Origin of the sequence: Achromobacter kerstersii, assembly GCF_902859595.1 — a bacterium.
Classification (GTDB): domain Bacteria; phylum Pseudomonadota; class Gammaproteobacteria; order Burkholderiales; family Burkholderiaceae_B; genus Achromobacter; species Achromobacter kerstersii.
The window spans coordinates 517,818-531,374 of sequence record NZ_CADIJQ010000002.1 but is presented as its reverse complement, the minus strand read 5'-3'; the positions used below and the strand labels follow the sequence as shown (position 1 = coordinate 531,374).

Below are 13,557 nucleotides of genomic sequence, written 5' to 3'. Positions count from 1 at the left end.
TGGGCACGCCAAGCAGCCACAGCAAGATGGAACGCATATCGGACTCCTCATGATTTGATGAATTGCGCGCGAGCAGGCAACCGCCGCTCAAGCCAGATCAATGGCGCCAGGCATACGCGGATCGGGCGCAGGCGGCGTGGGATCGTGCGACGGCGGATCGTCGGGCGGCTGATTCGGGTCCGGCAAGGGATCGTCGGGCGGCAAGTTGCCGGGTAGCGAAGGGTCGTCCGGCGACAGGTCGTCGGGCAAGCCAGGCTCTCGATGCGGGGTTGGGGTCATGTTCTGCTCCTCCGGCGCGTATTGCGCCGCTAAGGTGCACAGCAATTCGCGTTCCCGCCCCGCTTCGATATCGCACCGGCGCAAAAAAGCCCTCTGGCGAGGGCTTCATCTTGCGGAAAATCAAGGGCGGAATCAGGGCTTGGGCTTCGCTTCCTTGGGGACGCTCATGACATTTTTGCCATCGCTGCCCAGAAATTTCACAACGGCGGCCTTGCCTGCCGCAGAGGCCTCATCCTGGCTGCCATAGCGTCTTTCCGAATAATTGGTGCTATGCACATTACCGGTCTCAGGGTCGAGCAATGTGATGATCCATGCAAATTCGCCCGGCATGAGCTGCCTGACCTGAAGCGTGGCACGCGTGCCAGGGCGTAATTTCTGCGGCATGGGACCGCCTTTTTCTGTGATGGGATGCCGCCATCGTAGCGCAATCCCTACGCTGAAACGGCCTTATCGAACGCCGATTGAAATGCTGCGCGCGCACATGAAATTCATGCTGCATCCCCTGCGGCAAAACCGCCACATCGCAAGCGTTGCGCCTGGAAAACCCTAGGGTGCAGTCTGCCAATACAGGCGCACAATCAGTTCAAACATCTAGACCGCAGCAGCGGCAGCCGCACCCCTTTAATCAGGCGAGGACGGAGACAACATGACTTACGTAGCAGTGGTAATCAGCTGTTTGATGGTTATGGGTATCGTCGCGTTGGTGATTCAAACGATTCAAAGTGCGGGGCCCGAGCCCTGGCTGAAGATATCGGCGGCGATTGTCAGTTCCACCTTTGCTTCGCTGCTGTTGATCCCGCTGGGCTACGCCGTGGCCCAAAGCATGTTGATCGACTAGGCGCGTTTTTCCCCCAAGCCATCCGCCCTGGGCTACCCGCCCCGGGCGGATTTGCCTCGCGTTGCCGCCCAGCACAACAACGAACCGGCGGTGACCATCGCCACGCCTTGCCAGAACGACACGGTCAGGTGGGTGGACAGCCACACGGCTGCGAAAAAGGTCGACAGCACCGGGGTGAAGTACGACGCCGTGGCCAGCAAGGTCAGATTGCCTTTGAGTATTCCCACATTCCACAACGCATAGCCGGCCGCCATCGCGCCGCCGGTCACGCAGAGTTCCAGCGTGGCGGACGCGGAAAATGCCAGGGGCGGCTCGGGGCTCAGGAAGTATTTGATCCACAAGACCGCCGCAGTCAGCATGAAGAACAGCGCAACGCCATTTTTGCCGTCAGCGAAGCGCTTGGTCACGTTGCAATAAAGCGCCCAGATAATGGCGCCACTGAACGCCAATCCATAACTGAGGGGGTTGCTCGACACATTCGTGACGGTGCGCGCCCACGATAATCCGCCTGATCCGCCCACGACCCAGACGATGCCGCAGATGGAAAGCAATATCCCAGGAACGACCCAGGCGCTGGCCCGCTGCCCGTTGATGAAGATCGCCAGCACCACCGTCAGGCAAGGCCACAGGTAATTGACGATGCCCAGCTCAATGGCCTGCGCGCGATCATTGGCAAAGCCCAGCGAGAGCGACAAACAGATCTCGTAGGCGACGAACAACAGGCTGCCGACGACAAGATACTGCCGAGGAAATTGCCGTAATTTCGGAAACCCCAGCAAGCCAACCAGGAAGATCGAACCCACCGTATAGATAAGCGCGGCGCCTCCAATGGCGCCGAAATTCTCACTGACTCCACGAATCAAACCCACGACCGTGCCCCACAGCACGATCGCCAGCAACCCAAGGATGGTGGCCGTGTTCCGGCCGGGAGAAATCTGCATTACTGTGTCTGCTTTTCTGTTGTCCTGCTGCCTGCACTTGAATCAGGCGCCGTGTAAGCGGGCGCCGTGCAAGCGGGCGCCGTGCAGCCGGGCAGTGTAGCGAAAACCAAACGTTATCGTAGTGACCAGCCCGCACGGAGGAAAATCCGTGCCCGCAACCGCGACATACCCACCGAAACCGTGAAGAAGAGGGAGTAGCAGGCGCATGGCCATTTCAATACGCAGACTGAGTGATGTTCTTGCCAGCACGGAGTCTGGCCGGCTTTATCGGATAGAAGTCTTCCTGCAAGCGGACGGTCCGCCCACGCCGGACTCGCCGCCCCCGCCCGCCACGCGCTATATCCTTCGGACCTCCGAAGGGGAACAGGTGGACGCGCTGGGCGACAAGCAGTATCGGCTGAAATCAGGCGAGGTCCTGACGGCCCTCGCCCCTCAACAGCCGCCGCGCCCTGGCGTCTGAATCGCCCCCGCCACGAGGCGGGGCGGCGCGGCCAACCACATCACCGTTATAGGTCGGACGCCACGCGCCGCTTGCCCTGCCCCTTGGCCTGGTACAGCGCCACATCGGCCCGCTCCAGCAATTGCAGCATCGTGATGCCGGACTCCGGATACACCGCGATGCCGACGCTGGCAGACACCGATACGCGGATGCCCGGATAAGGCAAGGACAGGCTGTCGACCAAGGCCTCGGCCACGGGTTGCGCTTGCTCCTTGCCGACTCCCATCAGCAAGACGGCGAACTCATCACCCCCCAGCCGGGCCGCCACATCGGACACGCGGATGGCGCGGCCCATGCGGTCGGCGGCCTCTTTCAGCACGGTGTCGCCCGCGGCGTGGCCGTGCATGTCGTTGACCGCCTTGAACCCGTCCAGGTCGATCGCCAGAATGGCGAAGGGCTCGCCACTGCGCTGCGCCACGGCCAATTCACGCAAGATCAGCTCGCCGAACAACACCCGGTTGCACAAGCCAGTAAGCGGGTCGTAGTGCGCCAGATGCTGTGCGTGCGCCAGCATGCGCGAGGCCTGCAACAACGCCGTACCGACTTCCTCGGCCTCTTTGACGCGGGTGCCGGCCAGTTCGACGGTACGGCCTTCGCCCAGCGCCAATGCCGGGCCGACCAGACCTTGCACCGCAGACGTCAGGCTGCTGGCCAATCGCAACGCCAGCCACAGCCCCAGGCCAAACGCGAACAAGGTGCCCAATGCCAGCCAGGCGATGGAACGGTACAAGTCGGTAGTCAATAAGGTCATCGGCGCACCGGCCGCGACGGTCCACCCAGACACGGCAGACCGGCTGAACGCGGTGTAGACGGGCGTGCCTTCCTTCGTGGTGGATTCCAATGCGCCTTCGCCGTCCTGCATGACGGCGCGCGCCAGCGAAGGGACGGCCTTCTCGCCCACGAACTTGGACGCGTCGCGAGTGCGGGCCACGATGGTGCCGGAGCTGTCCAGCACGGCGGCCACCCAGCCATCCGGCAAGGCGCGCCGGCCCAGCGCCGCCCCGATTCGGTCGGGCGAAATGCCCACGTTCAGGCTATAGGCGACCTCCCCCGCACGCAGAACGGGCACGCCGAGCGCAATGGTCGGCCTGCCGCTGACGCCGCCCGTGAACAAGCGGGTCAGCACAGGAGAGCGCGCGCGAAACACCTGCCTTAAATCTTCGGGCGCGCCGGAAAGCGGCAGGGGCGTGCCGTAAGGCACCAGCGTATTGAGCACCTGGCGGCCGTCTTTGTCGGTCAGCACATAGCTGTCAACGATCTGGAAACGCACTGACTCCCGCGCACGCTGATGAAAGCCCGCGAAATCACCGTTAAGAAGATCCGGGGATGACGCCAGCATCTGCACGCCCGCTTCCACGCCAGTCAGTTCGCGGTCGAGGATGGACGCCAGATTGCGGGCAAGGAAAATGGTGTCGCGAAAGATGCGTTCCTTTTGGACAACGTAGCTTTCGTACACCGCCACCGACGCCACGACCAGCGCCGGCGCAATACAGGTGACGACCAGGGCCAGCAAACCGGTCCGCATGGAATACCGGTGCTGCGGGCGCGTTCTCACGCCTGCCAGGCTTTCGCCGTCAGCCATTGATTACCTCTTTTGGACCCATGCGCCTCCCGATACGTCCGTCCCGATCATTGCGCCGGGTGGATCAAATTCAGAAATTATTGCAGAAGCCCGCAACCGCACAATCCGCGCACAACGGCCGGATTACGGGCTTAAGCCCTGATTAACCCCCATCATCGCGTCCCCAATTTACTCCGAAATATTGCGCTGCGCGATGACTTCCTGACAGACAGATACGGATGGCAACCCGTTGCATATACCGGCCAATGAGCGCGTTGTTACTATCGCCGCCATGAATAATCCGTCCCTTAAAGTACCCCCCGGCAGCGCTCTGAGCGCGCCCGACAAAACCGTGCTGGTCTATGGCGTCATCGCGGCCCTGCTTGGGGTGGCCCTGCATGAACTCATGGCGCGCCAGGCGTGGCCATGGGGCCATCCCTTCGGCCTGTACTTTCTGCTGCAATGGCTGGCGCTGGCGCCGCTGGCCGGCGCTTTGCTGGCGGGGATGGCCAGCCCCAGGCGCTGGCTGATTGCGCTGGCCGTCTATGGCCTGATCCTGCCCGCCCTCACCGCCTATGGGCTGACGGCCGCGTTTGGCGCGTTGCCGAATGAGCGCGGCGGCTGGCTTCGGGACAGCGAGATGGGCGTTGCCATGCTGCTGACCGGCACGGCGGGTTTCATCCTGCTGCCGGTGATTCAGGCGCTGGACGCCACGCGCGCGCAATGGCATTACCCGGCAGTATTTCGCGCCGCGTGGCGCAATGCCGTCCACCTGGCCCTGAGCCTTTTCCTGGCGGGGGCCGTGTGCCTGCTGCTGACGGCGGCGGGCGCCATGTTCAAGATGATCGGCATCGGCATCGTGCAGCGGATTGTCGAAAACTCAACGTTCCGCTACGCGGCATGGCCGATGATTCTGGCGGCATGCCTGGTCGGCGTACGCCGACGCCCCGCACTGACGGACACCCTGCAACGTTCGTGGCTGACGCTCAATGCGTGGTTGCTGCCGCTGGTCACGCTGGTGGGCGTTGCCTTCACGCTGGCGCTCGCCGCCCGCATGGCGCTGGGCTTGCAGGCCGTGCAATTGTCGGCGGGCGCCCTGATTGCGTTCTCGCTCGTGTGGATCAAGCTGATCAACGCGGCCTGGCAAGACCATGCGGACGCCGCGCCATTCGGCCCGCGCCTGGGCGCGCTGCTGCGTGCGGCCATGGTGTGCCTGCTGCCGCTGGCGGCCGTGGCCCTGTACGGCGCCATCGTCCGAGTCGACCAGTACGGCTGGACCGTGCTGCGCGCCTGGGGCGTGGCCGCAAGCGGCATTCTGGTGCTGTATGGGGCGGGTTACAGCTGGGCGGCCTTGCGCCCCAAGCATTACTACCCGATGTTGGCCGCTACCAACCTGATCACCGCCGGCGCCACGCTGGCGGTGCTGGCGGCGTTCATTACGCCCGTCGCCAACCCCTTGCGCCTGGCGGCCGAAAGCCAGTTGCAGCGCATGATCGACGGACGCCTCGATCCCCACGAGTTCACGTATTACCGTGTCGGTGAAGACTTTGGAAAGTGGGGCGTGGAAGCCGTACAGAAACTGGCCGATGGGGCGGCCAACGCACGAGACCCCCGCATTGCGGCCGTTGCCAAAGAAGCGTTGAAAAGCGGCTACTTCCGCTGGGCGGACAATGCACAGCAGCTAGCTCAGGACATGGCGAACGTGCCCGCCTTCACCACGATCCCCGCGAACACCAAGGTGCCGGCGTCGTGGTGGGCGTACTTGATACAGACTTATCCCTCGCAAGCCAAAACGTGCGCCGCGCCAGCCAAGTCCGGCGCATCCACGGGGCTGTCCAGCCAAACCGCGGAACCCCGCTGCCAACTGGTCTTTGCCGATCTGACGGGCGACGGCCGTGATGACATCGTGCTGTACGTCACCCCGCCCAGCGATGTGCAGACCAGCACCGTTGAGCGCCTGCCCATCTATACGCCGGACGCAGCGGGCGAATGGAGCCTGCGCGGCCACCTGACCGCCATCAGCTTTTCGATGGACACCGCGGACGAGACGGGCGTCACGAATATCCAGCAGGCGCTCAAGCAAGGATTGGTGCGCACGCAGCCCCGCACCGACCGAGACCTGCGCATCGGCGACAACCTGTTCAGGCTGCGTTAGGCGTCAACGGCCAAGCGCGGCAGACGCCGCGCTATTTTTCTTCCAGGTCGGGCGTGCCCGCAAACTGGCTCTTGAGCAAGGTCAACGCGCCCTTCTCCGCCAAGGCCTCGGTGGGAAAGACGTTCTTGGTGTCTTCAAGAGGGGGGAATCCGATGATGCGTACCCGCGCATGAAACCCTTCGGGCACCTCAGCGAACTCAATATCGAAATTGCGTTCTTCGATCCAGCCTGATCGATGCAGTTTCCATTCCATTGCAACGCGCTCCTGTGTGGGCAAGCCAGCAAAGAAACAGCCGGCAGAGAAAATCGGCAATGCAAAAGGGCCGGCCTGTGAAGACCGGCCCTGCTACACGATACACCCGCGCGGGCCTTACTTGGCGGACGGCGGCGCGTCTTCCGTGTTGCCGAGCAGCTCATCCGACGACGGCGAGAACAGGTCCCAGCAGGCCATGAACAGCGCGGCGATCAGCGGGCCGATCACAAAACCGTTCAGGCCGAACAGCGCCATGCCGCCCAGTGTGGAAATCAGCACCACGTAGTCGGGCATCTTCGTGTCCTTGCCCACCAGAATCGGGCGCAGCACGTTGTCGACCATACCGATGACCAGCACGCCAAACGCAATCAGCACCGCGCCTTTGACGACGGCGCCCGTCAGCAGGAAGTAGATGGCCACGGGCGCCCAGATCAGGCCTGCGCCCACGGCGGGCAGCAGCGACAGGAAGCCCATGATCACGCCCCACAGCAGCGCGCCCTGAATCGACAGAATCGAAAAGATGATGCCGCCCAACGCGCCCTGCGCCGCCGCAACCGCGATGTTGCCCTTGACGGTGGCGCGGATCACGGTCGTGAACTTGCGAAACAAATGCTGCTTGTGCGCGTCGCTCAGCGGCATGGCGCGCTTGATGCGTGCGGACAACTGCGGCCCGTCACGCAACAGGAAGAACAGCAGGTACAGCATGATGCCGAAGCTGATCACGAACTGGAACGTGTCCTGCCCGATGCTCAAGGCCTGGGTCGCCAGGAACTGGCTGGCCTGCATGGCGCCCGCGCTGAGCTTTTCTTGCAGGCTCGGGATGTCGGCCAGATCAAAGCGCGCCAGCAGGTCGTGCACCGACGGAGGCAATGCCGCCATCGCCTGCTGAAAGTAGGCGCCGAAATTCAGCTCGCCCGACTTGATGCTCTGATACAGGTTCGCGCCTTCACGCACCAGCGACCCGCTGATGGCGACCAGCGGCAGAATGACCAGCAGCAAGACCCCCAACAGGGTGATCAGCGCGGCAAGATTGCGCCTGCCCCCCCACCGCTTGACCAGCCGGCGCTGCAAGGGCCCAAAGATAATGGCAAGAATGGCGCCCCAAAACACGGCGCCATAGAACGGCCACAATAACCAGCCGAATGCGATGGTGACGACGACAAGCAGGAGCAGAAAGGTCCTGAAGTGCAAGCTGGATGATTGACTCATATTCCGTTCCAGGCACGGCGAACGCCGCGAGACCCGCATTGTACAAAGCGCCTGCTACCGGACGCTTTCAAGACCCTCGGCCTGCCGCAAGCAGGATGGTTTCGCGCGCTTCGGCAAGGCCCGCCGACTGCGCATTCAGGCCCTGCAATCGCAAGTTCAGTTCCTGTTGGAGCGTGGGCGTGGCCACACGCGCCTGGCCATCCACAAGCTGAATTTCGGCGGAGTTGGCGGCGACGAAATCCGCGATACCTATTGCGTCGTGCGCCACGGAATCCATGCGCGTAGCGGCCTGCATCAGCTCGGCGGCGGGCGCGGTCACCGCATCGTCATAAACGCCGTCGTAGACAGGCGCCAAGTCGGCCGGCAGCGTCAGGCCGGCTCGCGCCTTGTCGGCTTTGGCGCGCGCGTCCTGAAGCTTGCCCGCGCTGTCGGCCAGGGTCTTGCGAGCCGCCTCGAACGCCGCTTTGCGTTCCACGATTTCGCCAACCGACCGCAGGGTCTCCACCGCCAGCACGTCGCGCAACGAGCCGGCCGCCTTGGCCATTTCTTGTTGGAAATCGGTCATGACGCCGTACGCGTCGTCGTAGTCACCCACCGCTTCCTTCTCGGCCTTGGTCAAGGCGGCAAGCGGCAGCAGCGCGTCGCTGGTCACGCGAGATTGCAGCAACTGGATGAACGCCACGCGTTCCTGGGGTTCTTTATTGACGCAGGCCGTCATGAACAGCATTGAGGCCATTGCCAGGCCTGCCAGGCAGGCTCGCCACAGTGACATCCGTATCCTCTCCTTGCCCGCTGCGTGGATGGCGGGCGCATGGGGGCAGATTATCCCGAAGCGCTGGCCCACGGCCGCTTGCGGGCGGATTTTGTTGCGATCGAAGCGAGTTGACACAGGGACTAAGCCCGCAGCGGATAGGCCAGGGCGCAACGCCGTGCGGCATCGAAACCCGCATCCGCTTCTGATTGCAGACGGGCGTGCACGCCCGCCGAATACGGCGGCGCCAATTCCACAAAACCCAGCCGTTGATAAAACGGCGCATTCCATGGCAGCTCGCGGTCGGTGGTCAGCACGACGGCCCCGTACCGGCCTGCCGCGTGCGCGTGCGCCAGTACGGCCTGCATCAACCCTCGGCCCAGGCCTTGGCCTTGCGCGGGCAAGGCCACTGACATTTCCACCAGGAACAGGTCGCCATCCATCGGCCTGGCCAGGGCAAAACCGCATACCTGCCCGTCACGCAACGCCACCCACAACAGGCCGGCCGCCTGGGCCGCGACCAGCGCATCAAGCGGCAGCGTTTCCCCATCGGCGGCCCAGTCCATGGGCGTGCCGCGAAAGCGCTGCGCGGCGGAGCGTTCGATATCGGCCAGGCGGGCCAGGTCGCTTACTTGGGCGGGTCGGATCATGAGGCAAGACGGTCAGGGGGCAAGGAAGTATGCACGATGCGCCGTGCCGGCCAAACCGCTGCCGCGCCTTCCCGTAAAATGCCGGCTTATATTCAATGTCGGCCGCAACGGCCGCTAGTCACCCTGGCCTGGCTTCACCCATGACTCAACACGCTTCCCCGGCCCCTTGGGGCTTCACCCTGCCCGATTGCCGCGGCGCGGCCGCCCTGCTGTATTTCATGAATGATCTGGCGCGTGTCGTGAACCAGTATCTGGGGCAGGGCCAATTGTCGGACGACGCCTTGGCCGGCGCACAGAAGGCCGTGGACGCCTTGGTGGCGCGCTATGCCGACCTTGACGCCGCCCCCGAGGCATTCACGGACGAGCATATCGGCCTGGCGCTGGAAACCGAGCGCCAGCCGGACGGCTCGATGGGCGCGCAAGTGGCGCTGCGGATGTCCCCGCGTCTGGAAGGGCTGATCATCGAAGCCCAACGCCAAGCCCGCGCCGCGGAGCATTAAGCGCAAACGTGGGGGTGCGTGGCCCCGGGCGCAAATCCGGCGCCCAGCCCCCAGGCCCCAAAAAAGACTTGCAAAACCTGCCAACCAGCGATATCATCGTTAGTTGATGTGCCTTCACGCCGCCATATTTCCGAAAATAAATAGGCTGAAAGCACGGAAAGCACCCTGGAAGTACCCCTCCAGAGCTTGGCCGGCCCCACCCGCGAAAACCGCGAGCCGCCAGCCACCCGGAAATTCGATCCGGTTTGCGAAAACCCATAACGCGAAAACGCAAGCCGCCGACTTCCATCTGGAACACACGGCATTAGCCAAACACATCTTCACCATGCCGCCAGTCCGGTTTGGAAAGAAGCAACAAGACACGTTGCAGCCCGAGTCGTACCCACGACAAAGCTGCACAGCAACCGCCAGAGTCAACCCGCTCTGCGTGGACCCCAGGCCTGAAGAGCGCATGCCCCAACATGCACGCCACTTGGCCTGAACCGATACCGTCCTGGACTGACTGACGACATCGGCCGCATCACCCCGTTACGCGCGCAAGCAAAAACATGAGAATGCGCAAACTGACGGCAACACTTGTGCGTTACTGTCATGCATGCCTGTCCGATATGTCTGAAAGACGTTACCCGGCCGGACATGGCAAACGCGAAGTCGCGAGGCGCTTTTGGTACGTCCGCCCCTTCGTGGCATGAACAAAACGCAGCTTTCTAATAACTAGAACTTAAGAGAACACACACCATGAATACTCGTTTCACTACCTCGGACCTGATCCGACGCCCGGCTCATACGACGCTGGACAACACGCCGATCCACATTGGCGACATCGTTTATCTGCAACCGGCCAACGGCCCGGCCATCCGCGCAACGGTCATCTTCAACGCGCCGATCAACGGCACCACGACCTACACGACGGAAGTCGTGCCTTGCGGCGTAACGTCGCAAAAAGCGCCCGGCCAGCGTATCCGCTTCCGTCACGAACACGTGCATCGCATCGAGTCCGTGCGCAGCAATACCACGCACTAAACGCAATACCCTGGCTCTTTGAGCCAGTTCAATCTCGCCGCGCATCATGCGCGGCGAGTGCTTTTTACGCGTGATAAAGTCGCAAGCACCTTAGTCCGGGCACGCTCACCATGCAGAACAACCGTCTCGCGATCCGCATCTGGGATCTTCCCACCCGCCTCTTTCACTGGGCGCTCGTCGTCTGTATCGTCGGCGCGTTCGTCAGCGTAAAGCTGGGCGGCCTGTATATGGATTGGCATGTGCGCTTCGGCTGTACGGCGCTGGGCCTGATCATCTTCCGCATCCTGTGGGGCATCATCGGCCCGCGCTACGTCCGCTTCACCCAGTTCGTGCGCGGCCCCGGTTCCATTGCCCGCTACCTGAAAGGCGCGGCCGCCCCCGCCGGCCACAACCCACTGGGTGCGCTGTCGGTTCTGGCACTGCTGCTTGTCGTCGGCTTTCAAGCCGTCAGCGGGCTGTTCACCACCGACGACATCATGACGCAAGGCCCCTTGTTCGGCTATGTCAGCGAAGCCACCGCCGGCGCGTTGACCTCGTGGCACAAGCTGAACGAGTGGGTGATCATTGCGCTGATCGCGCTGCACCTGGCCGCCGTCGCCTGGTACGCGGTGGTTCGCCGCAAGCGCCTGGTGCGCGCCATCATCACCGGCGATGTCGACGCCAAGGACCTGCCCGCCGGCACGCCGCCCGCACAAGACGGCATTGCCGTTTGGCTGCGCGCACTGTTGCTGGGCGCTTGCGTGACGGGATTGGTGTTGTGGATACGGTCGCTGGAAGTGGTGGCCGACATGTCCTTTTCCTGAACACGCTCGCGCAGGACAAAACAAAAAGCCCTTCGAATTTTCGAAGGGCTTTTTGTTTGCAGCGATCGAGGCCGTCCGCGAACGGCTCGCGCCTTACTTCTTCTTGCGGTAGGAATCGTGGCAGGCCTTGCAGCTGGCGCCAACATCACCGAAGGCAGCGCGCAGCTTGTCCAGATCGCCGGCGTCAGCAGCTGCCGACAGCTTCACGATGTTGTCCTGGAACGCTTGCTGCTTTTGCTTGAAACCTGCGGCGTCGCTCCAGATTTCGGGGCGGGCATCGCCGCCTTCCGTACCCGGACCGAAAGCCGTCCACGGCAGCGCCGACAACGTCTTCAACACTTCAACGTTGGCCTTGATCTGCGCGGCATCGTAGGGCGCCTGGCCCTTGACCACCGGCGTCATGCGCCCGAAATGCGAGGCCATCAGCGTCAGCGCCGATTGGCGGTACTTGACCGCATCTTCGGGCTTGGCGAACTGCGCCGACGCAGTCGTCGCCAACAGCGGCCCAACGGTCATACAGGCCAACGCGGCAAGCGTGGACAACTTCTTCATTGCAATCTCCCGTAAGAACAACAAGGATGCCGCGCGCATGACGCGCGCGGCATGGCGACTATACCGCCCGAGCCAGCTCGGCGGCCAGCCCGATGTACGAGCGCGGCGTCATCGCCAGCAGACGGGCCTTGGGTTCTTCAGGCAACGCCAGGCCCTGGATGAATTCTCGCAGGGCTTCTTCGGTGATGCCCTTGCCGCGCGTCAAGGCCTTGAGCTGTTCGTACGGTTGCGGCAGGCCATAGCGGCGCATCACGGTTTGAACCGGTTCGGCCAGCACTTCCCAGCACGCGTCGATATCGGCGTCGATGGCGGCCGTGTTGACTTCCAGCTTGCCCAGGCCGCGCATGCACGCGTCCCATGCCACCAGGCAATAGCCCAGGCCCACGCCCAGGTTGCGCAGCACGGTGGAGTCGGTCAGGTCGCGCTGCCAGCGGGAGATCGGCAGCTTGTCGGCCAGGTGGCGCAACACGGCGTTGGCCAGGCCCAGATTGCCTTCGGAGTTTTCGAAGTCGATCGGGTTGACTTTGTGCGGCATGGTCGACGAGCCGACCTCGCCTTCTTTCAGGCGCTGCTTGAAGTAGCCCAGGGCCACGTAGCCCCAGACGTCACGGTCCAGATCCAGGACGATGATGTTGGCGCGCGTGATGGCGTCAAACAATGCCGACATCCAGTCATGCGGTTCGATCTGGATGGTGTGACGGTTCTGGGTCAGGCCCAGGCCGGCCAGCACGCGCTGGCTGAAGGCGGGCCAGTCGATTTCCGGATAGGCGGACAGGTGGGCGTTGTAGTTGCCGGTGGCGCCGTTCAGCTTGGCCAGCGGTTCCACGGCTTCGACGGCGGCGATGGCGCGGTTCAGGCGCGCGGCCACGTTGGCGAATTCCTTGCCCAGCGTGGTCGGGCTGGCCGGCTGGCCGTGCGTGCGCGACAGCATCGGCTGGTCAGCTTGGGCCACAGCCATGTCGTTCAGCTTGGCGGCCAGTTCACGCAGGCGCGGCACCACGACCTGGTCGCGGGCGCGCGACAGCATCAGCGCGTGCGAGGTGTTGTTGATGTCTTCGGAGGTGCAGGCAAAGTGGATGAACTCGGCGGCGCGGGCCAGCTCGGCGTCATCAGCGACTTTTTCCTTCAGCCAGTACTCAACGGCCTTCACGTCATGGTTCGTGACGCGTTCGATGTCCTTGATGCGGCCAGCGTCGGATTCCGAAAAATCCTGCACCAGCTGTTGCAGGCGCTGGCGTGCGGCTTCAGAGAACGAGGGCAGTTCGGGCAGGCCGGCGTCGGACAGGGCGACGAGCCAAGCCACCTCGACTTCGACACGGTGCGCCATGAAGCCGGCTTCGGACAGCAGACCGCGCAGCGCGTCGCTCCGGGAAGCGTAACGGCCATCCAATGGCGAAAGGGCATTCAGTTGGCTCAATTGATCGGCGATTTGCATGGTCTGGAGAAGAAATGGCTACGGATGGGAAAACCCGACGATTTTATCATCCGAGGGCATGCAACATTGTGGCAAACTGGCGAAGATTCCGGCCGGCGGCCGGTTAGA

General features: G+C 63.2%; 15 protein-coding genes. 5 read left to right on the top strand and 10 right to left on the bottom strand.

Annotated elements, in window-relative coordinates:
* Positions 1 to 87: 87 nt before the first annotated feature.
* Positions 88 to 279 (bottom strand): hypothetical protein, encoded by a 192-nt coding sequence (locus HV765_RS11310; protein ID WP_175169748.1) that lies wholly within the window; start codon positions 277 to 279, stop codon positions 88 to 90.
* Positions 280 to 411: 132 nt separating this feature from the next.
* Complete coding sequence (locus HV765_RS11305) at positions 412 to 663, bottom strand: hypothetical protein (protein WP_054423413.1); 252 nt, start codon at positions 661 to 663, stop codon at positions 412 to 414.
* Between the two features lie 262 nt (positions 664 to 925).
* Between HV765_RS11305 and HV765_RS11300 the strand changes: the two genes are divergently transcribed.
* On the top strand, positions 926 to 1,117 hold the full coding sequence (locus HV765_RS11300) for a hypothetical protein (RefSeq protein ID WP_054423414.1): 192 nt from the start codon (positions 926 to 928) through the stop codon (positions 1,115 to 1,117).
* Between the two features lie 32 nt (positions 1,118 to 1,149).
* On the opposite strand, the gene yddG is transcribed toward HV765_RS11300, so the two are convergent.
* Both yddG and HV765_RS11290 read right to left on the bottom strand, forming a co-directional pair.
* Entirely contained in the window at positions 1,150 to 2,058 is a 909-nt protein-coding gene (yddG, locus tag HV765_RS11295) for an aromatic amino acid DMT transporter YddG (protein ID WP_054423415.1), read from the bottom strand.
* A 506-nt stretch (positions 2,059 to 2,564) separates the two neighbouring features.
* Positions 2,565 to 4,139, bottom strand: a complete 1,575-nt coding sequence (locus HV765_RS11290; RefSeq protein WP_175169747.1) for a sensor domain-containing diguanylate cyclase — start codon at positions 4,137 to 4,139, stop codon at positions 2,565 to 2,567.
* A 271-nt stretch (positions 4,140 to 4,410) separates the two neighbouring features.
* Between HV765_RS11290 and HV765_RS11285 the strand changes: the two genes are divergently transcribed.
* Positions 4,411 to 6,273, top strand: a complete 1,863-nt coding sequence (locus HV765_RS11285; protein WP_175169746.1) for a DUF4153 domain-containing protein — start codon at positions 4,411 to 4,413, stop codon at positions 6,271 to 6,273.
* A 31-nt stretch (positions 6,274 to 6,304) separates the two neighbouring features.
* Here the strand turns inward: HV765_RS11285 and HV765_RS11280 are convergent, their stop codons facing one another.
* The 4 genes from HV765_RS11280 to HV765_RS11265 all read right to left on the bottom strand — a co-directional run bounded on the left by HV765_RS11280 (position 6,305) and on the right by HV765_RS11265 (position 9,136).
* Positions 6,305 to 6,526 (bottom strand): hypothetical protein, encoded by a 222-nt coding sequence (locus tag HV765_RS11280; protein ID WP_054423419.1) that lies wholly within the window; start codon positions 6,524 to 6,526, stop codon positions 6,305 to 6,307.
* A gap of 117 nt (positions 6,527 to 6,643) precedes the next feature.
* The gene (locus HV765_RS11275) at positions 6,644 to 7,735 is read right to left on the bottom strand and encodes an AI-2E family transporter (RefSeq protein WP_175169745.1); all 1,092 of its coding nucleotides are present in this window, start codon (positions 7,733 to 7,735) and stop codon (positions 6,644 to 6,646) included.
* Between the two features lie 67 nt (positions 7,736 to 7,802).
* Positions 7,803 to 8,507 carry a DUF3053 family protein gene (locus HV765_RS11270; RefSeq protein WP_175169744.1) on the bottom strand — a complete coding sequence of 235 codons (705 nt, stop codon included), beginning with the start codon at positions 8,505 to 8,507 and terminating at the stop codon, positions 7,803 to 7,805.
* A gap of 122 nt (positions 8,508 to 8,629) precedes the next feature.
* Complete coding sequence (locus HV765_RS11265) at positions 8,630 to 9,136, bottom strand: GNAT family N-acetyltransferase (protein ID WP_175169743.1); 507 nt, start codon at positions 9,134 to 9,136, stop codon at positions 8,630 to 8,632.
* Between the two features lie 140 nt (positions 9,137 to 9,276).
* On the opposite strand from HV765_RS11265, the gene HV765_RS11260 reads away from it, so the two are divergent.
* The 3 genes from HV765_RS11260 to HV765_RS11250 all read left to right on the top strand — a co-directional run bounded on the left by HV765_RS11260 (position 9,277) and on the right by HV765_RS11250 (position 11,462).
* Positions 9,277 to 9,636: a hypothetical protein gene (locus HV765_RS11260; protein WP_175169742.1), complete on the top strand. Its 360-nt coding sequence runs from the start codon at positions 9,277 to 9,279 to the stop codon at positions 9,634 to 9,636.
* A gap of 738 nt (positions 9,637 to 10,374) precedes the next feature.
* On the top strand, positions 10,375 to 10,659 hold the full coding sequence (locus tag HV765_RS11255; protein WP_054423425.1) for a hypothetical protein: 285 nt from the start codon (positions 10,375 to 10,377) through the stop codon (positions 10,657 to 10,659).
* Between the two features lie 110 nt (positions 10,660 to 10,769).
* On the top strand, positions 10,770 to 11,462 hold the full coding sequence (locus HV765_RS11250) for a cytochrome b/b6 domain-containing protein (protein WP_175169741.1): 693 nt from the start codon (positions 10,770 to 10,772) through the stop codon (positions 11,460 to 11,462).
* Between the two features lie 93 nt (positions 11,463 to 11,555).
* On the opposite strand, the gene HV765_RS11245 is transcribed toward HV765_RS11250, so the two are convergent.
* Both HV765_RS11245 and purB read right to left on the bottom strand, forming a co-directional pair.
* Positions 11,556 to 12,014: a c-type cytochrome gene (locus tag HV765_RS11245; protein ID WP_175169740.1), complete on the bottom strand. Its 459-nt coding sequence runs from the start codon at positions 12,012 to 12,014 to the stop codon at positions 11,556 to 11,558.
* Positions 12,015 to 12,072: 58 nt separating this feature from the next.
* Positions 12,073 to 13,449, bottom strand: coding sequence for an adenylosuccinate lyase (purB, locus tag HV765_RS11240; protein ID WP_054423428.1), 1,377 nt, complete (start codon positions 13,447 to 13,449; stop codon positions 12,073 to 12,075).
* Positions 13,450 to 13,557 lie beyond the last annotated feature (108 nt).